The following is a 19,748-nucleotide window of genomic DNA, read 5'->3' on the forward strand; positions in this document are numbered from 1 at the left end:
GGCGCGCTGATCGTGCTCACCTCGCCCGGCCGCGCCGCGGCCCTGCGCGAGCGGATGCACGGGGAGCCGCTGCTCAGCCCCCAGGTGCGGGCCGACTCCGCGGCGGCCGCGCAGAAGGCCCTGGCCCATCTGCCGTCCGACATGGCGCTGCCCGCGGCGGCGGGGATCGGCGTCCTGGTGTGCCTGCTGGCGCGTCCGGCCAAGCCGCTGCCGACCGGGCGGCTGCTCTTCGCCGTGACCGCCGGAGCCGCAGGTGTCGTCGCCCTGACGTTCGCGGTGATGTGGGAGCTGCGCGTCGGGTGGGGCGCCGACGGCTGGACGCTCTACCGGGGCTGGTTCGTCTTCCGTTACGCGGCCGTCCTGGTCGCCGCGTTCTACGGCTACGCCGCCGCCGACCTCGTGCGCCGCCTGCGTGTCCAGGCGGAAGGCCCGCGCGCGGTGGTCTGCGCGGTCTGCGTCGCGCTCGTCGCGGCGGGTTTGTCGAACGGCGCGGGACGGCTCCAGGACACGGCCCGGACGATGGCCAACCGCGCCGCCGCCTTCGACGCGCAGACCGCCCGGGTGGAGCGGGCCGAGCAGGCCGGGGCACGCACCGCTGTGGTCGCCCCGCTCCCCATCGAGGATCTGGCGGTCCCCTTCGCGGCGCCCCGTTCAGGGGACCGGATCGCCCCGTGGGAGGCCGAGTACTACGGCCTGGAGTCCGTCAGCCCCGCCCCCACTCCCGGCGCACAGGCCCGGCACGCGAACGTACGCCCAAGGCGGCAGGCACAGTCAGCGCACAAGGGCGCTGACCGCCACGCCCGGGCCCGCGCCCGCCGCCACAGATGGTGCGAGAAAGCGCGGGCTCACCGTCACGCGCCGTCCTCCACCGGCGCGGTTCGCGCGTGCGGGGCGGCGAGAAGCCGGTCCACCGCGCGCCCGGCGGCGCGTCCGTCGTCGTACGGGCAGTAGGTCGCACGGAAGGCCGCGTAGGCGTCGGCGTAGTGCGCGCACGCGGCGTCGATGTCGGCGATGGCGTCGGCCACCTCGGCGGAGGTCCGCGCGATGGGCCCGGGGGCCTCCGCCTCGAAGTCGAGGTAGAACCCGCGGACGGTGTCGCGGTAGGACTCCAGGTCGTAGGCGTAGAAGACCATCGGACGGCCCGTGACCGCGAAGTCGAACATCGCCGACGAGTAGTCGGTGACCAGGACGTCCGCCGCCAGGTACAGCTCGGCGATCTCCCCGTACCGGGACACGTCGATCACGAACCCGTCGGAGTCCGACCAGGACCGGTCGGTGATCAGGTAGTGCGCGCGGACGAGCACGACGTGGTCGTCGCCGAGCCGCTCGCGCAGCAGCGCGAGGTCCAGTTCGAGCGAGAACGCGCGGCGGCCCGGAGCGAGGTGGTGGTCGTCCCGCCACGTCGGCGCGTACAGCACGACCCTCTTGCCGTCCGGCACGCCGAGCCGGTCCCGGACGCGCCGCCCGACCGCCGCCGCACCCGGCGCGGTCAGGACGTCGTTGCGCGGGTACCCGGTCTCCAGGATCTCGCCGTCGTACCGGAACGCGCGGCGCATGATCGGGGTGGTGAACGGGTTCGGCGAGATCAGCACGTCCCAGCGCGGGACCTCCCGCGCCATCCAGTCGAGCGTCTCGGTCCGCTTGTACGGCATGTCGCGCAGGTCGTGGGCGAGCTTCTTCAGCGGCGTCCCGTGCCAGGTCTGCAGGTAGGTCTGCCCCTCGCGCTTGACGAACCACGGGAGCTGCCCGTAGTTCCCGACGATCCAGCGCGCCCGCGCCAGGGCCTCGTAGTGCTCGCGGCTCTCCATCAGCACCGCGCGGGCGCCCTCCGGAACCTCGAACCGCCCGTCGCGCGTCACCCACACGCACTCGATGTCCGGACGCCTGCGCCGCAGTTCCTCGAACACCGCGCGCGGACTGCACGAGTACTGGGCGCCCTCGTAGGAGTCGAAGACGGCCAGGTCGCGGAGGGGGAGCTCGCGCATGCGCGGATACTCGCCCTCCTGGATGCGGCGCTGCGCGTAGTGGCCGCGCTCGTCGTCGGGGACGGCCGTCCGGATGGTGAAGGCCAGCGCGTCGCCCTGGTGCAGGCCGAACGCCACCTCGTGCAGCCCGACGACCTTCGGCTCGGGCAGCCCGGCGATGGCCGAACGCTCCACCACGACCATCGTCTCGCCCGCCTCGGAGTCGACGACCAGGTCCCACAGGCCGCTGCCGAGCGGAAGCAGCGTGCCGAACAGCGGCATCCGGCCGGGGGTCAGCTCCGCGCGGAACGCGTGACCGTCCTCCCAGGTCAGCGGCACCCGGTACTCCTCGCTCGACCTCCGCCGCCGGACGATCAGCTCGTGCGGGACGGGCCCCGGCGACATCTCACCGGTCAGCACCAGCCGGTCCCCGTCCGTCCAGCGGACGCCGGTGACCACCGGACGACGGAACCGCTCGACGCCCCGCAGGTTGCCGTACCGGGTCCGGGTCAGGGCGAAGTCCTGCGTCCCGACCGCGTAGCGGGCCTCGCCCACCCCGTCGGCGAACGCCAGCCGGATCGGCTTCTCCGCGCCGCACAGCCGGAACTCCCAGCTCACGCCGTCGCTGATGCGGGTCGCGCGGGCGACGCGGTCCTCGGCGGACGGGTCGGACAGCAGCTCGTCCAGCGGCAGCTCCGCGGTGAACCGCACCCCGCCGTCCGCGGGCCGGACGTCGCGCACGGGCTTCTCGACCAGCCCCTGCCCGTACTGCCGCTGCACCTGCACGACCGGCGCCGTCCCGAGGTCCGCGCTCGTCCACCCCTCCAGCCGCAGCGTGCCGCCCCGGCCCGCCGCGCCGTCGACCGCCCGGTGCGCGAGGACGAGGGCCCGCTCCCGCTTCACCTGGAGGAGGAACCCCTCCGGGTCGGCGCAGGGCTGGACCTTGACGTGCTCGGCGACCGTCCGCGCGGGCGCCCAGCCCGCGCGCGGCAGCCGGGGCGGGCCGACGCGCCGCTCGCCGCGCATGCCCTGCGCGTCCACGGCGACGTGCAGGTCCCAGTTCCGTCCGCGCCAGCGCCCGACCTTCAGCTCGTCCGGATCCACCAGCACGGTGAACCCCGAGTGGTCGTAGCTCACCGCCGACTGCCCGGACAGGGCGGTCACGTCGGGCCGGACGACCCGCTCGGCGCGCAGGTCGATCCGCCGCCGGCCGCCGCGTTCCTGCAGCCAGACACGCATCCGCAGGTCGCGCGGCGAGGCCGCCGCGATGCGCGCGAAGTGGGCGTGCCCGTCGATGCGCAGCCGCCCGTCCTCCTGCCAGCGCACGTCGTCCACGTACGCCCAGAGCCGCAGGTCGGCGGTGATGTCGTACACGTCGTCCGGGATGCCGCGCGCCTCGTCCCCGAAGTACGGGTAGCGCAGGTACCAGCGGTGCCGGAACCGGCCCCGCCGGACGGTCTCGGCGTGCCGGTCGCCGTTCTTCTCGAACCGCAGGACCTCCAGCAGCTCCGGGACCATCCGGCGTTCCAGCAGGTGCAGCCGCAGCCGCTTGCGCATCGGCAGCAGCGCGCGGGCCCCGGGCGCGGCGTCGTTCAGGCAGCCGACGCCGAGGTCCACGATCCGCTCGCGCTCGTCGTCGGTCGCGAGGACCAGGTTCTCGGTGAGGACGCCGAGGTCGACGTCCAGCGCGTACCGGTCGTAGGCGACCTTGAGGCGCGGGTCGTGGCCGTCCAGGAACTCGTGCACCATGCGGACCGACGTCATCCGGTCCTCCAGGTTGGACAGCTCCGCCTTCCGCTTGGTGATCGACCCCTGCCGCTCCCGCCAGTAGTAGACGGGCTGCGAGAACACGTCCACCGAGGTCGCGAGGACGTGCGCCGCGACCATCACCGGCGAGTCCTCGTAGAGGATGCCGGGGAAGCTCAGCTCGTGCCGGTCCCAGAACGACCGGCGGAACACCTTGTTCCAGACCATCCGGTCCTGCATGAGGTTGTGCTGCCGGGACACGTGCGTCCGCTCGACGCTCCGCTCGCACGGCTCCCGGTGCGCCCAGCACTGCCACGTCCGCGCGCCGTTGAAGCGCCGGACGTTCCCGCAGGCCAGGTCGGAGCCGGTGCGGTCCAGGCTCTGCGTCATCAGCTCGTAGGCGTACCGGGCCACCACGTCGTCGCTGTCCACGAACGCCAGGTACTCGCCGGTCGCGTGCCGGACGCCCGTGTCGCGCGCCGGGCCGAGCCCCTGGTTCTCCTGCTGGACGAGCCGGAACCGCGGGTCCCGGGCGGCGAACGCCTTGGCGATGACCGCGCAGTTGTCCGGCGACCCGTCGTCCACCATGACGACCTCGATGTCACCGAGGGTCTGCCGGGCGAGCGAGACCAGGCACTCCTCCAGGTAGTCCTCCACGTCGTAGAAGGGGACGACGATGCTGATCTTCGGTGTCACGGGGCGCTCCAGAGTGAGGCGGACCAGAGGACATCAGGTGCAGTTGTCGTCGGATGTGGGGCGGGACGGCACACAGAGGTCGAGCGGGAACCAGGAAGCCCGGACGTCCAGGACGACACGCCACAACGACGTCCGGCGCGGGGACGTGCGGGAACGCCACGTGCGCGGGGACCTGCGGCGCGGTGACGGACGGGGCGGGTCATCGGGCGCGGGTCAGAGGACGCCGTCGAGGAAGCGCGCGGCGGCGCGTCCGGCGTCGAAGAGGCGGCGGCCTCGATGCGGCGACGCTGCCTGGCGGGCGTCCGGGCGTGCCTCCGCGTCGCGGCACGGGACGGCGAGGCTGAGCTTCGGAGACATGGACCCCAGGATGGTCACACTTGGTGACGAGTCCGGCCCGGATCGTCATTGCCAGGCCGCTCCCTGACCCAGACTTGACCCGCTCTTGAGGAACTCGCCACCAACGACAGCGGACCACCGGCCCTCGCACCCGGTAAGTCGGCCCAGCCTGGGGCGGGTGGTCAGGCGTGCGCGCGCAGCCCCGGCCACTCCTTGGCGACGGCGTCGCGGAGTGCTTCGGCGAGCGTCTCGAAGTCGTCCGAGCGGGGGGACGTGGCCCGGTATCCGAGCCCGATCCGCCGGGACGGCGCGGGCGCGGCGAAGCGGTGTTCGGCCAGGCCGGGGGCCCGGCGGGTCTCGACGTCGAGCGCGGTCTCCGGGACGAGCGTCACGCCCAGTCCGCCCGCGACGAGCTGGACGAGCGTGGACAGGCTCGTCGCGTAGGTCGCCGACCCGGCGCGCGCGCCGACCTCGCGGCACACGTCCAGGGCCTGGTCGCGCAGGCAGTGGCCCTCGTTCAGCAGGATCACATCGAGGTCGTTCAGCGTCTCCCGCTCGACCAGCCGGGGAAGCGCGGCCCCGGCGGGCGCGACGAGCGCAAACTCCTCGTCGTAGAGGGTGAGTTCGGTCACCCCGGACGCCGGGGCGGGCAGCGCCAGCAGGATCACGTCCAGCCGTCCGGCGAGGAGTTCGGCGGTGATCTCACCGGTCTGCTCCTCGTGCACCGACAGTTCCAGCTCGGGGAAGCGCTCGGCCAGATACGGCAGGACGACCGGCAGCAGGTAGGGCGCGACGGTCGGGATCACGCCGAGCCGCAGCGGCCCGACCAGCGGCCCGCGCACCGCCTCGACGTCCTCGACCAGGCGGTCCAGCTCGGCGAGGACGGTCTCCGCGCGCCGCGCGACCCGCTCCCCGGCGGGTGTCAGAAGGACGCGGCGTGTCGTACGCTCCACCAGCCGGGTGTTCAACGTCTCCTCCAGCGCGGCCACCGACCCCGACAGGGCGGGCTGGCTCATCCGCAGCGCGGCGGCGGCGTCCCGGAAGTGCAGGTACTCGGCGAGCGCCAGGAACGCCCGCAGCTGGGCGACGGTCGGACGGCTGATAGCCAACTCCTATCACTCGAACCCCACTGATCCGATTTCTCTTTTCACCGTACCTGGTGCACCCTGGTCAACGTCGGTCGGCGGGGGGCGCGACCGAGGTGGCTCCCCCGCGCGCTGACCTGCCTGGACGTGTCCCGCCGAAGCGCGCGGGCCCGTCCTTCGGAGTCGCAAACCAAAGGAGCCTTGCGTGCTTACCGTCGGAGACCAGTTCCCCGAGTACGAGCTGACCGCCTGCGTCTCGCTGGACGCGGACAACGCCTTCGAGACGATCAACCACAAGTCCTACGAGGGCAAGTGGCGCGTGGTGTTCTTCTGGCCGAAGGACTTCACCTTCATCTGTCCGACCGAGATCGCCGAGTTCGGCCGGCTCAACGAGGAGTTCGCCGACCGCGACGCCCAGGTGCTCGGCGCCTCCGTCGACAACGAGTTCGTCCACTTCGCGTGGCGCAAGGACCACCCGGACCTGCGCGAGCTGCCGTTCCCGATGCTGTCGGACCTGAACCGCGAGCTCACCTCCGCGCTCGGCATCCTCACCCCGGACGGCGTCGCCCAGCGCGCCACCTTCATCATCGACCCGAACAACGAGATCCAGTTCTCGATGGTCACCGCGGGCTCGGTCGGCCGGAACGTCAAGGAGGTCCTGCGGGTCCTCGACGCCCTGCAGAGCGACGAGCTGTGCCCCTGCAACTGGAACAAGGGCGAGGACACCCTCGACGCCGCCAAGCTGATGGCCGGCGCGGGCGCCTGATCCCACGCCAGGACCACCCCGCCGCCTGACCCGCGGCACCGCCGCGGACGTCGCGGCACCCGAGGAAGCGGCCGGTCGCGGACGACCGCGGCCGGCCGCTGCCGTCCCCGAAAGGAAACCGACATGAGCGTCGACGCGCTGAAGGCCGCCCTCCCCGACTACGCCAAGGACACCAAGCTGAACCTGGGCTCGGTGACGACCACCTCGTCGCTCACCGAGCAGCAGCTCTGGGGCACGGTGCTCGCCTCCGCCCTGGCCAGCCGCAACGCCCGGGTCGTGCGCGAGATCGCCGAGGACGCCGCCGACTACCTGTCGGCCGAGGCGTTCGACGCGGCCAAGGCCGCCGCGTCGATCATGGCGATGAACAACATCTACTACCGCTCCACGCACCTGCTGAGCGACGACACCTACGGGACGCTCCGCGCGGGCCTGCGGATGAACGTCATCGGCAAGCCGGGCGTCGAGAAGACCGACTTCGAGCTGTGGTGCCTCGCCGTCTCGGCGATCAACGGCTGCGGGCAGTGCCTGGACTCCCACGAGAAGGTGCTGCGCGACACCGGCATGCCGCGCGAGCAGATCCAGGAGGCCCTGAAGATCGCCGCCGTCGTGCACGCCGCCGCCCTCACCCTGGAGGGCGAGGAGGCCCTGGCCCCCGCCGCGGTCTGACGACCGTCACTGCGAGCCCGGCACGGAGACCCCTCCGAGCCGGGCTCTCGCACGTCCAGCCCCCCTCCGGGCCTCCGGCCCCGGACGCCGCCCTGCCGGAACATCCGCGGTGCTGGGGCCGGCGGCCTTCGGCCGCGCGCTCCGTGGACCCGGCCATCCGCCGCCCGGTCGGCCACCCAGCCCCCGGACGCGCGAAGACCCCGGACGGGAGGTCCGGGGTCCTCTGACGGTTCTGACGGCGGACTCGCCGGGTCAGCGGGTGGGGGTCACTCCCACTCGATGGTGCCCGGGGGCTTGCTCGTCACGTCGACGACGACGCGGTTGACCTCGCGGACCTCGTTGGTGATCCGGGTGGAGATCTTCGACAGGACGTCGTAGGGCAGCCGGGCCCAGTCGGCCGTCATGGCGTCCTCGCTGGTCACCGGGCGCAGCACGATCGGGTGGCCGTAGGTGCGGCCGTCGCCCTGGACGCCCACCGAGCGGACGTCGGCGAGCAGCACGACCGGGAACTGCCAGATCTCGCGGTCGAGCCCGGCGCGGGTCAGCTCCTCGCGGGCGATCGCGTCGGCCTCGCGCAGGACGTCCAGCCGCTCGCGGTTCACGGCGCCGATGATCCGGATGCCGAGGCCGGGGCCGGGGAACGGCTGTCGCCAGACGATCTCGGCGGGCAGGCCGAGCTGCTCGCCGAGCGCGCGGACCTCGTCCTTGAACAGCGTGCGCAGCGGCTCGATCAGGGTGAACTGGAGGTCTTCCGGCAGGCCGCCCACGTTGTGGTGGGACTTGATGTTGGCCGCGCCGGTGCCGCCGCCCGACTCCACCACGTCCGGGTACAGGGTGCCCTGGACGAGGAACTCGACCTCCTCGGCCGACGAGCCGACGATCTCCCGCGCGGCCTCCTCGAACACCCGGATGAACTCGCGGCCGATGATCTTCCGCTTGGTCTCCGGGTCGGTGACGCCCTCCAGGGCGGTCAGGAACCGGTCCTGGGCGTCCACGACGTGCAGGTTGACGCCGGTGGCGGCGACGAAGTCCTTCTCGACCTGCTCGGGCTCGCCCTTGCGCAGCAGCCCGTGGTCGACGAACACGCAGGTGAGCTGGGAGCCGATGGCACGCTGCACGAGCGCCGCCGCGACCGCCGAGTCCACGCCGCCGGACAGGCCGCAGATCGCGCGCTTGTCGCCGACCCGCTCGCGGATCTCCTCGATCGCCTCGTCCGCGATGTTGACCATGGTCCAGGCGGGACGGCACCCCGCGCCCTCGTACAGGAACCGGCGGAGCACCTCCATCCCGTGCTCGGTGTGCAGCACCTCGGGGTGGAACTGGACGCCGTAGAAGCCGCGCTCCCGGTCCTCCATGCCCGCGACCGGGGTGACGTCGGTGGCCGCCGTGACCGTGAAGCCCTCGGGCGCGGCGGACACGAAGTCGCGGTGCGACATCCACACGGCCTGCCGCGCGGGCATGCCCTCGAAGAGCATGCCGGGCGTGGTGACCGCGATCTCGGCGCCGCCGTACTCGGCGACCTCGGAGTTGGCGACCGTGCCGCCGAGCACCTGGGCCATCACCTGGTGGCCGTAGCAGATGCCCAGCGTCGGGACGCCGATGTCGAACAGGCCGTCCGGCGCGGCCGGGGCCCCCTCCTCGTACACCGAGGCCGGGCCGCCGGACAGGATGATCGCCTTCGGCTTCTTCGCGAGCATCTCCGCCGCCGGCATGGTCGACGGAACGATCTCGGAGAACACATGACACTCGCGGACGCGTCGCGCGATCAGCTGCGCGTACTGCGCGCCGAAGTCGACGACGAGAACGGTGTCAAAGGACTGGTCTACTGCCACCAACAGCGCCTTTCGCGGGACGGACGAGGCGGAGGTCTCCCAGTTTAGGGGCCCGCTGCCTGCGCCGATGCCCCGGCCCCGGGTGGCGCCCGCCACGCTGCGGCCCTGTCCGGTAACGGACGGCATCCAATCGGGCGCGGTACGAGCGCGTTCCGCCACCCTCTGGTACGTGTTGACGACTTACCGTGGCCGTCCCCGCCGCCCACCAAGGGAGATCCGTGAAGCCGCTGCTCGCCTCCGTTCTGCTCGCCGCCGCCTCGGTCCTCCCCCTTCCTCCCCATCCTTCCGCCTCCGGCTTCTCGTCCCACCGCATCGCCGCCTCCCGCCGCTCCCCCTGCGTCACCAACCCCCCTGCCGCTCCCGCCGCCCTCCCAGAGCCCCGGCAAGGCCCGCGGTACGGCCCGACACTGAGCCCGCCAAGCAACGCGGCATCCGCCGAAACTCCCCCGGCACAGACGGCCCAGGGCCAAGCGGACCCCGACGTCACCCCCCTGGCAAGGCCGGCCAAAAGCCTGACGGGCCCCGCCGACGCTCCCCTCGCGAGGCCGGCCAAGGGCCTAGCGGACCCCGCCGAAGGCGGAAGGCGGACTCCGCACCTGCCGGACGTGGCTGAGGCGCGCCTGCGCCCAGGGGCGCACGTCCCGGAGCGGAACGTGGCGAAGCCCGGCGAGGCGGCGGCCGTCGAGCGGCAGCTGGACGGCCTGTTGGCGCGGTCGGGGGCACCCGTGACCGCCCTGCCCCGGCCGGCGCCGATGCCCGGCGCGAACGCCCGGCGGAGGCTCTCCGAGCACGTGGACGTCCCCGTGTACTTCCACGTGATGCACAACGGCACCGCCGGTGACATCTCCGACGACCTCGTCCGCAAGCAGATCGCCGTGCTGAACTCGGCCTACGGAGGCCGGGACGGCGGAGCCGACACCGGGTTCTCGTTCGACCTGAAGTCGATCAGCCGCTCCGACAACTCGTCCTGGTACTCCAGCCCGGAGGCCAGCGAGCAGGACTTCAAGACCAGCCTCCGCCGCGGGGGCGCCGGCACGCTGAACCTCTACAGCGCGGACCTCGGCGACGACCTGCTCGGCTGGTCGACCTTCCCGTGGCTGTACAAGGGAGCGCCGACGATGGACGGCGTGGTCATCCACGTCGGCAGCATGCCGGGCGGCTCGATCGAGCACTTCAACCACGGGTTCAGCGCCGTCCACGAGATCGGCCACTGGCTGGGCCTCTTCCACCCCTTCGAGGGCGGCTGCACCGGCGCGGGCGACCAGGTCGACGACACCCCGCCGGAGCGCGACGCCACCAGCGGTTGCCCGGTCGGCAAGGACACCTGCCCGGCGCCCGGCCTGGACCCGGTCCACAACTTCATGGACTACGCCTGGGACGTCTGCATGAACCAGTTCACCGCCGGCCAGGGCGTCCGCGCCCACAAGATGTACACCGCCTACCGCACCTGACCCCGCGCCGCCCGCGCGCCTTCCCGAGCGGAAGCGCCTCGGCTCAGGTACGGGTGCGGGCTCGGGTGAGCGCGGTGGCGGTGTCCGGCGGAAGGTGCCGGACGGCTTCCCGGAAGGTGACACCGGACATACGCGCGAGGTGCCGGGACGTCCAGTCGGCGACCCATGCCGGATCCTTCTTGGACAGTGCGCGCAGCACCCAGCCGAGAGCCTTGCGGATGAAGAACTCGGTCTCATCGAGCGACACCTCCCCGTAGCGGTCGATGCGCACGAGGTCAGGAGTCCCCCGCCTGATCCCGGCCAGCAGCGCCAGGATCGCCGTGCGCCGTATCCAGAGATACTCGTCGGCGACCCACTCATCCAGCGCGTCCGCAACCTGTGGATAACTCAGCGCCAGCACGCCGACGACCTTCTCCGCGAGGTTGTCCACCAGCGCCCACGTGCTGGAATCGCGCACCAGCCGCTCCGCGAAGGCCAGATCCCGGGCCTCCAGGACGTCCACCCGCCGCGCGAGCACCTCGATGGCCGCGAGGCGCGCCTCGTGCACCGGACGGCCGGACTCGGTGACCGCCCACAGCCCGTCAGCCAGCGCCAGCAGGTCGTTCCGGGAGGGGCGCGCCCGCACGGACGCGACCGCCACGCGGCGCACCACGGGCACCGGCACCCCGATATGCGCGAAGGAGCTCTTCAGATACCGCTGTTCGGCCTCCGCGCGCGCAGGGTCGGCCTGCGCGCGCAGCTCGCGAACGATCCGGGTGATCTCTTCGGGCACGTCCACGCCCGAACCCTAACGGGCGGCCGTGCCGCGACTCCGGGCGGAGATCAGGTGATGTCCACGATCGGCAGCCGCAGCGCCGCCGGAGCCCCCTCGGGGACGACCGGGTTCTTCGGCGCGACCGCCGCGAGCCGCCGGTAGGACGCGCCGAGCGCCGGACGCGGGTCGTCCTCGCCCTTGTTCGGCCACAGCGACATCGCCCGCTCCGCCTGGGCGGTGATCGTCAGGGACGGGTTGACGCCCAGGTTCGCCGAGATCGCCGAGCCGTCCACGACGTGCAGGCCGGGGTGGCCGTAGACGCGGTGGTAGGGGTCGATGACGCCGGTCTCCGGGGAGTCGCCGATCACGCAGCCGCCGAGGAAGTGCGCGGTCATCGGGACGTCGAACAGGTCGCCCCACGAGCCGCCCGCGATGCCGCCGATCTCCTCGGCGATCTCGCGCGCGGCGGTGTGCCCCTCCGGGATCCAGGTCGGGTTCGGCTCGCCGTGCCCGGCCTCGGCGCGGACGTCCCAGCCGAGCGGGCCGCGCGCCGGGCGGAGCGTGATCGAGTTGTCCCTCGTCTGCATGACCAGGGCGATGACCGTCCGCTCCGACCAGTGCCGCACGTCGAACAGCTGCACCAGGTCGGCCGGACGCCGAACCGCCTCGCGCAGGAACTTGGCGATGCGCGGCCGGTGCCTCTCTCCCGGACGGTCGCCGTCCACCAGCAGCGTCTGGAGGGACGCCATCAGGTTCGAGCCCTTCCCGTACCGGACGGGCTCGATGTGCGTGTCGGACGTCGGGTGGAACGACGAGGTGATCGCGACACCGTGCGAGAAGTCCGCCCCCGCGTGCCCGTTGCGCCGTCCCGCGCCGAGGATCGCCTCGGAGTTCGTCCTGGTCAGATGGCCCAGCCGGGCGGAGAGGCGGGGCAGCCGGCCGGTCGTCCGGAGCTTGTGCAGGAGCTTCTGCGTCCCGTACGTCCCGGCGGCGAACACGACCTGCCCGGCGGTCAGCGTCTTGCGGTCGCGCCCGAACGACCCCGTCCGGACGATCTCGACCTCGTAGCCGCCGCCGGTCAGCGGCGTGACCTGCGTGACCCGGCTGAGCGGCATGATCCGCGCACCCGCCTTCTCGGCGAGGTACAGGTAGTTCTCGGTGAGCATGTTCTTCGCGCCGTGCCGGCAGCCGACCATGCACTCGCCGCACTCCGTGCACCCCCGGCGCTGCGGGCCCGCGCCGCCGAAGTACGGGTCGTCGGCCGCCCGGCCCGGACCGTCCCCGAAGAACACCCCGACCGGCGTCCGGACGAACGTGTCGCCCTTGCCCATCCGCTCGGCGACGCTGCGCATCACCTTGTCCGCCGCCGTGAGCGTCGGGTTCTGCACGACCCCGAGCATCCGCTTCGCCTGGTCGTAGTAAGGGGCGAGCTCGGCCTGCCAGTTGGTGATGTGCGCCCACTGCCGGTCCTTGAAGAACGGCTCCGGCGGGACGTAGAGGGTGTTGGCGTAGTTCAGCGAGCCGCCGCCGACCCCGGCTCCGGCGAGCACCATGACCCGGCTCGCCTTGCGGCCCCGGATCAGGTGGATGCGCTGCATTCCGGTGAGGCCGAGCGCGGGCGCCCAGATGTACCGGGAGACGCGCCAGTTGGTCTTCGGCAGGCCCGGGTACCGCGCGCCCGCGGTCCCCGCCTGCCCGGTGTCGAAGCGGCGTCCCGCCTCGATCACGCCGACCCGGTACCCCTTCTCGGTCAGCCGCAGCGCGGTCACGCTGCCGCCGAAACCCGACCCGACGACGAGCACGTCGTAGTCGCGCTCCACCTGATCGCGCTGCTGCCGGCCGTGCTCCTGCCCGCCGTGCTCCGGCCGGTCCTGCTCCGAGTGGTCCTGCGCCCGCTTGTCGTGCATCGCCCGCGCCGTCCCGTCTACTTGATCCGGAGCTTCTTCATGATCTTCACGCTGTTCGCCATCAGGTCCGCGAACGTGTCGTAGCCGACCCCGGCCGGCGGTTCGAGGTCCATCCAGTGCTGGCTGGCGATCGTCTGCGCCTCGGTGAAGCGCAGCAGGCCCTCGGCGCCGTGCCGGCGTCCGACCCCGGACTGCTTGAACCCGCCCATCGGGGCGTCGTAGGACACGAACGCCGCGCCGTAGCCGTCGTTCACGTTGACCGTCCCGGCCTGGATGCGGGCGGCCACGCGGCGTCCGCGCGCCACGTCCTTCGTCCAGACCGAGGCGTTGAGGCCGTAGGGCGTGTCATTGGCCCGGTCGATGACCTCGTCGACGTCCGAGTAGCGGTAGACGGAGACGACCGGGCCGAACGTCTCGCTGGCGCACAGGTCCATGTCGGTCGTGACGTCGGTGAGGACGGTCGGCTCGTAGAACAGCGGGCCGACGTCCGGACGCGCCTTGCCGCCCGCGAGGACGGTCGCGCCCCGCTCGACGGCCTGCTCCACGTGCGCGGTGACGTTGTCGAGCTGCCGCTGGAAGGTCAGCGAGCCCATCGAGGCGTCGAAGTCGAACCCGGCGCCCAGCTTCATGCCCTTGACCAGCTCGACGAAGCGCGGGACGAACCGGTCGTAGATCGCCTCGTGCACGTAGAGCCGCTCGATCGAGATGCACAGCTGCCCGGCGTTGGTGAAGCACGCCCGGACGGCCCCGCGGGCGGCGCGCTCCACGTCCGCGTCGTCCAGGACGATCATCGGGTTCTTGCCGCCGAGCTCCAGCGAGTAGGACACCAGGCGCGGCGCGACTCGCTCGGCGATGGCCTTGCCGCCGCGGGTGGAGCCGGTGAAGGCCACGTAGTCGGCGGCGTCCAGCAGCGGGTCGCCGATCTCGGCGGGGTCGCCGATCACGACCTGCCAGAGGTCGCGCGGCAGCCCGAGCGAGACCAGCAGGTCCAGCACCCACAGGCTGGACAGGCAGGTCTGGGTGTCCGGCTTGTGGATGACGGCGTTCCCGGCGAGCAGGGCGGGCACGATGTCGGACGCGCCGAGCGAGAACGGGTAGTTCCACGGCGAGATGAGCGCGACGACGCCCTTCGGGTGCCGCAGCTCCCGCACGCGGGTGAGTCCGGGCATCGTGCTGCGGCGGCGTTGTGGACGAAGCAGCCGCTCGGCGCGGCGGGCGTAGTGCAGCGAGCACAGCGCGACGTCGAGGAACTCCTCCAGCGCGTGCCGCCGGGCCTTGCCCGTCTCCAGCTGGATGATGTCGAGGATCTCCGAGCGGCGTGCGACGAGCGCGTCCGGCAGCGCCAGGAACGGCTTCACCCGCTCCCGGACGGGGAGCGCGGCCCATTCCCGCTGGGCCCGCCGGGCCCGCTCGTACGCGCGCGCGATGTCGCCGGCCGTGGTCAGCGGGAGCGTCGCCAGCGGCTCACCGGTGAAGGGGGCGGGGATCGTCACCGTGGGCGCGTCCTCGCCGGACGCGATGTGGGAGGTCAAACGGTCGGTCTTCTGCTGCGGCAGCCGGTGCGCGGCCGCTCCCGGGGCGGGGACCGTCGGAGATGCCATGCGTGCAGACTAAGGCTCCCCGCCCGCCGATGGCTACCCGCGAGTAACGACTTGCTTTCCGTGAATTGCCGCACATCTCACCTGCAAGGAAACGGAACGTTCCACTGTGACCGGCTTGCGCTATGCCGTGCCCCCGCCCGTCCGCGCGGTGTAAGCAGGAACCAGGAGACACCAGGCGCGTCGCCGCCGCGCCGCCCGGGCCGTATCGCTGCCGCCCGCCCCGGGCCTGGCGGCAGCGTGCCCGAGGAGAGGGGAACACCCACATGGCCTTCGCGGGCGGCGCGACGGAAGAGCGGCAGACACCCGGCCAGGAAGACCCGGCGGAGCGGACATCCTTAACGGCCCCAGCCCCAGTCCCGGCCCCGGCCCCGGCCCCGGCCCCGGCCACCGCCGACCTGGCCGCTTTGGCTGATTCGCCTCCAGACCCGACCCCGGCGGCATCGGCCGACCGCCCGCAACCAGGCGAAGCCCGGACGGAGCGGACGACCCGGCAGGAGCGGCGCGAGCAGACCCGGGCGGCGCTGCTCGACGCCGCCGAACGGCTCTGGGCGGAACACGGCATCCACGGCGCCTCCCTGGACGACGTGGCGTCCGCGGCCGGCCTGACCAAGGGCGCGGTCTACTCGAACTTCGCCGGCAAGACCGACCTGCTGCTCGCCCTGGTGGACTACTGCACCCGCGAGCGCGTCGGCACGGAGACCTGCGGGGAGCTCCGGGACACGAGCCGTCCGCCGAAGGAGCGGTACGAGCGCGCCGGGCTCGCCTTCCGCCGCCGCCTGGAGGGCGAGCGGGCCCGCCTGACCGCGCTGCTGCTGGTCGAGTTCTGGCTGTTCGGGATGCGCGACTACGCGGCGGGCTGGCGCATCGCCGACTGGTACGCCGAGTGCCGCGACAACCTCGCCCGCGACCTGTCCGAGTCGGGCGGGGTGTCCCGCCGGGACCGCGCCACCCTCGCGCTGGCCCTCGACACGGGCCTCGCCCTCCAGCACCTCCTGGACCCCACCCGCGTGCCGGCCGAGCTCTACGGCACGGGGATGCGCCTCATCCTCGGCGACTGATCAGAAGCCCCGGGCCGCGTCCGCATTCCACGGACGCGGCCCGGAACCGCGAAGCGACACCCGCGACGCCCACGGCGTCCGGGCGGGAGATCAGTCGTCGTAGTCGGCCGCGCCCATCGGGCCGGCCGGGATCTCGGCGGTCTTGGACCCCGGCATGATCAGCAGCTTGCCGCGCGCCGCGCCGTAGACCTTCGCGAAGTTCGAGACGTACTGGGGGAAGGCCGAGCTGTCCATGAGGGTGAGGACGGCCTCGTCGTTGTACCGCAGCGCGTCCACGGTGTAGCTGTGGCTGCCGGTCAGGATGATCCGGTGGCGGCGCCCGTTGTAGGTGCCGTCGATCAGCAGGTACTTCGAGTGCGCGTGGTTCACCGCGTCGCCGGTGAAGTAGTGCACGGCGGGACCGCCGTGGCGTCCCGGCTTGGCGAGGGCCTTCAGGGTGCCGGTGCCGAAGGTCGCGGCGACGATCCGCACGTCGCAGCCCTGGTCGTCCAGGCGGGACAGCGCCTTGGCGACCTCGGTCCGGTTGAAGATGCCGCTGGACAGCCTGATCGTCGTCCCGTTGCAGCCCACCCGGTTGAGGACGTCCACGACCGGGTCACCGGACGCCTTCGGGAAGAACGCGACCGCGCGCTTGCCCGACCACGTCTGCCGGTAGTAGTCGCCGTTCGGCTTGTGCTTCGCCAGCGCGTAGAAGTAGCTGCGGTACGCGCCGTACAGCTTGCGGTCCACGACCGTGTAGGCGTCGTTGTAGTCCGCGTACATGCCGCCGGTCGCGTTGCCGGACGTCTGCACCACCACGTTCTTCGAGTCGAACGTCTGCGAGAACGCGTAGAACTTGTTGTGGTTCTTGCCCCAGACGCCCTTGGTGGACGGCGCGATGCAGCCCCGGTTCTTGGGGCACACCACGATCCAGGACGACTTCTTGGTGTTCGTCCCGAGGTGGCGGGCCAGGTAGTCGTACACGCCCCGGTTCTGGGAGAGCGAGTCGTTGTCGAGCACGACCCGCACGCGGACCTTGCGCTTCTGGGCGTTGACCAGTTCCTTGGCCATGCCCGCGGTGCGCAGGCGGAACACCGCGACGTCGATCTCGGCGTTGGCGGGCGTGTGCCGGATCAGGCTCTTGATGTAGAGGTCGAGCGCCCCGGCCTTGTTCTTGTCCTTGCTCGGCAGGTTGAAGCGCGGCCCCTGGGTGACGTAGACGCGGCGCCGTCCGGAAGTGGTCACGTCGCGCTTGGGGGCGGTGACCCGCTTACCGCCGCCCTCGGCCGCCGAACGGGTGAGGGGCTGCGCCGCCGCCGGGGCGACGTCGAGGCCGGCCACCAGGGCGGCGACGACCAGTCCGCTGGAAACCAAGGCGATGCGCCGCAAGAGACTCCCCCGTCCACCTGACACGACAAGATCGGGAGATTACCAACTAATCACCCGATAGAGAATCCCTTGGGGCAACCATTTCTGCCCTTTGAGCCATACATTTCCGACAGTGTCAGGAGTCACACCGAGAAAACCGGACAATCAGGCACGGTAGAGCGCTCCGCCCGGCTCCCTCCAGCACCGCCCGCCCGGCCTCCCGCGCCCGCTCACACACACATCCGGCCCGACACCGGAACGGCGTCGGGCCGGAACAGGGAGCCGACGGGCCCCGAGGGCACGGGCCGGCGGAAGACGATCTACGGAACGGTCACGGGGACGATGTCGGGCGCGCCGCGGCGCCGGGCGTCGGCCTCCTGGTCGCCTTCCTGGGTCTGGGAGTCGCGCTCGGCCTCGATGCGCTTGCGGTAGTACTCGATCTCGCGGTCGCGCTGGCGCTTGGACCACCCGAGCACGGGCGCGAGCAGATCGGCGGCCTCCAGGGCGACGCCCACGCCGCGGTCCCACGTCTCGATGGAGATCCGCGTGCGCCGGGCCAGGACGTCGTTCAGGTGCCGGGCGCCCTCGTGCGTCGCGGCGTAGACGATCTCGGCGCGCAGGTAGTCGTCCGCCGCGCCGCCCAGCGGACGGCCGAGGTCGGGCTTCTCGGCGATCAGCCGGAGCAGGTCGTCGGTCAGCGTCCCGTAGCGGCGCAGCAGGTGCTCGATCCGCGCGACGTGCAGGCCGGACCGCGCGGCGAGCCGGTGCCGCGCGTTCCACATCGGGACGAACCCGTCGCCGCCGACCAGCGCGACCCGGTCGGTGCAGGACTCGGCGATCCTGCCGTCCAGGCCGTGCACGACGGCGTCGATGGCGTCCTTGGCCATCACCCGGTAGGTCGTGAACTTGCCGCCCGCGACCAGCACCAGCCCCGGGACCGGGTGCGCGACGACGTGCTCGCGCGACAGCTTGGACGTCTCCTCGGTCTCGCCGGTCAGCAGCGGCCGCAGCCCCGCGTACACGCCCTCCACGTCGTCGTGCGTGAGCGGCGTGGTGAGGACGGCGTTGACGTGGTCGAGCACGTAGTCGATGTCGGCCTTGGACGCGGCCGGGTGCGCGCGGTCCAGGTCCCAGGCGGTGTCGGTGGTGCCGATGATCCAGTGCCGTCCCCACGGGATGACGAACAGCACCGACTTCTCGGTGCGCAGGATGATCCCGGTCGCCGAGTGGATCCGGTCCTTCGGCACCACCAGGTGGATGCCCTTGGACGACTTGACGTGGATCTGCCCGCGCCCGCCGACCAGCTCCTGGATGTCGTCGGTCCACACGCCGGTCGCGTTGACGACCTGCCTCCCGCGGACCTCGCCGGTGGTCCCGGTCTCCAGGTCGCGGATCCGCACCCCGGTGACCCGCTCGCCCTCGCGGAGGAAGCCGGTGACCTGCGTCCGCGAGGCGATCCGCGCGCCGTACTCGGCGGCGGTCCGCAGCACCATCATCACGTAGCGGGCGTCGTCCATCTGGGCGTCCCAGTACTGGATCGCTCCAACGAACGAGTCCTTGCGCAGGGACGGGGCCAGCTTCAGCGCGCCGCGCCGGGTGAGGTGCCGGTGGTGCGGGACGCCGCGGGTGCTGCCCATCTGGAAGGCCAGCGCGTCGTAGAGCGCCACGCCCGCGCCGAAGTACCCGCGCTCCCACACCCGGTGCATGGTCGGCAGCAGGAACGGCACCGGCCGCACCAGGTGCGGCGCGATCTGCTGGAGCAGCAGGGCGCGCTCGGTCAGCGCCTCCCGGACGAGCTCGAAGTTGTACTGCTCCAGGTACCGGAGCCCGCCGTGGATGAGCTTGGACGAACGGGACGAGGTGCCCGAGGCGAAGTCACGCGCCTCGACCACGGCGACCGACAGGCCGCGGGTGGCGGCGTCCAGCGCCGCGCCCGCGCCGACGATCCCGCCGCCGACCACGACGACGTCGTACTCCTCGCGGACCATCTCGTCGAGGGCCGCCGCGCGCTCGGCGGGCCCGAGCCGCGAGCTCCCGAGTGCGGTCACCGGTGATCCCGTCATCGTGTCTCCCCCTTGCACCCGGCCGTCAAGTCCGATTCCTACCCAACAGTAAGGAGCGTGCCACCCCCGAACCACCTCCGCCCCGCGTGTCAGGACGGCGCCGCCGCCCCCGCCGCCCCGACAATGGGACGCCGACGGGGGAGAACACACATGCGACGACCTGCCATGATCGCGCTCGCGACCGCCCTGCTGACCGGATCGGCCGCGGCACTGACCGGATGCGGAAATTCCCAGCGCGCATCCTCGACCCACGCCTCGGCCACCGCCACGGCCACGGCTTCCGGCCGCCACCACCCCAAGGCCCCGCGGAGCGCCCCAGCCGCCCCGGTGGCCACGGCCACCGGCCGATCCACGGTCACGCCCCCGGGCGCGGCCCACGCCCCGGCGACGACGGGCAAGGCGGCCCGTTCCGCCCCCGGTGCCCCGGCGCCCGCGCCCGCCGCACCTGGGGGACGGCCCCGGAGCGGCGGCACGGC

14 protein-coding genes are annotated in these 19,748 nt (G+C 72.4%); 5 read left to right on the forward strand and 9 right to left on the reverse strand.

The window, feature by feature from the left end:
- Positions 1–951 (forward strand): hypothetical protein (locus tag AB0J52_RS05320; RefSeq protein WP_500180314.1); only part of this gene is annotated, 951 nt, incomplete at its 5' end.
- Here AB0J52_RS05320 and AB0J52_RS05325 read toward each other — a convergent pair.
- The 3 genes from AB0J52_RS05325 to AB0J52_RS05335 all read right to left on the reverse strand — a co-directional run bounded on the left by AB0J52_RS05325 (position 852) and on the right by AB0J52_RS05335 (position 5,851).
- Complete coding sequence (locus tag AB0J52_RS05325; RefSeq protein ID WP_500180315.1) at positions 852–4,406, reverse strand: bifunctional glycosyltransferase/CDP-glycerol:glycerophosphate glycerophosphotransferase; 3,555 nt, start codon at positions 4,404–4,406, stop codon at positions 852–854. The two genes, AB0J52_RS05320 and AB0J52_RS05325, sit on opposite strands and share 100 nt — an antisense overlap.
- Before the next feature lie 213 nt (positions 4,407–4,619).
- A complete protein-coding gene (locus AB0J52_RS05330; protein ID WP_500180316.1) occupies positions 4,620–4,763 on the reverse strand; it encodes a hypothetical protein in 144 nt (47 codons plus the stop codon).
- A gap of 161 nt (positions 4,764–4,924) precedes the next feature.
- Entirely contained in the window at positions 4,925–5,851 is a 927-nt protein-coding gene (locus AB0J52_RS05335) for a LysR substrate-binding domain-containing protein (RefSeq protein WP_500180317.1), read from the reverse strand.
- A gap of 181 nt (positions 5,852–6,032) precedes the next feature.
- Between AB0J52_RS05335 and AB0J52_RS05340 the strand changes: the two genes are divergently transcribed.
- Both AB0J52_RS05340 and ahpD read left to right on the forward strand, forming a co-directional pair.
- Positions 6,033–6,593: a peroxiredoxin gene (locus tag AB0J52_RS05340; protein ID WP_500180318.1), complete on the forward strand. Its 561-nt coding sequence runs from the start codon at positions 6,033–6,035 to the stop codon at positions 6,591–6,593.
- A 123-nt stretch (positions 6,594–6,716) separates the two neighbouring features.
- Complete coding sequence (gene ahpD, locus AB0J52_RS05345) at positions 6,717–7,259, forward strand: alkylhydroperoxidase, AhpD family (protein WP_500180319.1); 543 nt, start codon at positions 6,717–6,719, stop codon at positions 7,257–7,259.
- 266 nt (positions 7,260–7,525) lie between these two features.
- On the opposite strand, the gene guaA is transcribed toward ahpD, so the two are convergent.
- Positions 7,526–9,091 (reverse strand): glutamine-hydrolyzing GMP synthase, encoded by a 1,566-nt coding sequence (gene guaA, locus AB0J52_RS05350; RefSeq protein ID WP_500180320.1) that lies wholly within the window; start codon positions 9,089–9,091, stop codon positions 7,526–7,528.
- Between the two features lie 605 nt (positions 9,092–9,696).
- Here guaA and AB0J52_RS05355 point away from each other — a divergent pair.
- On the forward strand, positions 9,697–10,542 hold the full coding sequence (locus AB0J52_RS05355; RefSeq protein ID WP_500180321.1) for a zinc metalloprotease: 846 nt from the start codon (positions 9,697–9,699) through the stop codon (positions 10,540–10,542).
- Positions 10,543–10,585: 43 nt separating this feature from the next.
- Here AB0J52_RS05355 and AB0J52_RS05360 read toward each other — a convergent pair whose 3' ends face one another.
- The 3 genes from AB0J52_RS05360 to AB0J52_RS05370 are packed head-to-tail and all read right to left on the reverse strand — an operon-like array spanning position 10,586 to position 14,804.
- The gene (locus tag AB0J52_RS05360; RefSeq protein WP_500180322.1) at positions 10,586–11,320 is read right to left on the reverse strand and encodes a DNA alkylation repair protein; all 735 of its coding nucleotides are present in this window, start codon (positions 11,318–11,320) and stop codon (positions 10,586–10,588) included.
- Between the two features lie 44 nt (positions 11,321–11,364).
- Positions 11,365–13,203: a GMC oxidoreductase gene (locus tag AB0J52_RS05365; RefSeq protein WP_500180323.1), complete on the reverse strand. Its 1,839-nt coding sequence runs from the start codon at positions 13,201–13,203 to the stop codon at positions 11,365–11,367.
- A 17-nt stretch (positions 13,204–13,220) separates the two neighbouring features.
- Complete coding sequence (locus tag AB0J52_RS05370; protein ID WP_500180324.1) at positions 13,221–14,804, reverse strand: succinic semialdehyde dehydrogenase; 1,584 nt, start codon at positions 14,802–14,804, stop codon at positions 13,221–13,223.
- Positions 14,805–15,208: 404 nt separating this feature from the next.
- On the opposite strand from AB0J52_RS05370, the gene AB0J52_RS05375 reads away from it, so the two are divergent.
- A complete protein-coding gene (locus tag AB0J52_RS05375) occupies positions 15,209–15,862 on the forward strand; it encodes a TetR/AcrR family transcriptional regulator (RefSeq protein ID WP_500180325.1) in 654 nt (217 codons plus the stop codon).
- Between the two features lie 90 nt (positions 15,863–15,952).
- Here AB0J52_RS05375 and AB0J52_RS05380 read toward each other — a convergent pair whose 3' ends face one another.
- Both AB0J52_RS05380 and AB0J52_RS05385 read right to left on the reverse strand, forming a co-directional pair.
- Positions 15,953–17,230, reverse strand: coding sequence for a phospholipase D-like domain-containing protein (locus tag AB0J52_RS05380; RefSeq protein ID WP_500180326.1), 1,278 nt, complete (start codon positions 17,228–17,230; stop codon positions 15,953–15,955).
- 299 nt (positions 17,231–17,529) lie between these two features.
- Positions 17,530–19,272, reverse strand: coding sequence for a glycerol-3-phosphate dehydrogenase/oxidase (locus AB0J52_RS05385; protein WP_500180327.1), 1,743 nt, complete (start codon positions 19,270–19,272; stop codon positions 17,530–17,532).
- Positions 19,273–19,748 lie beyond the last annotated feature (476 nt).

Origin of the sequence: Spirillospora sp. NPDC049652, from assembly GCF_040675125.1 — a bacterium.
GTDB lineage: Bacteria > Actinomycetota > Actinomycetes > Streptosporangiales > Streptosporangiaceae > Spirillospora.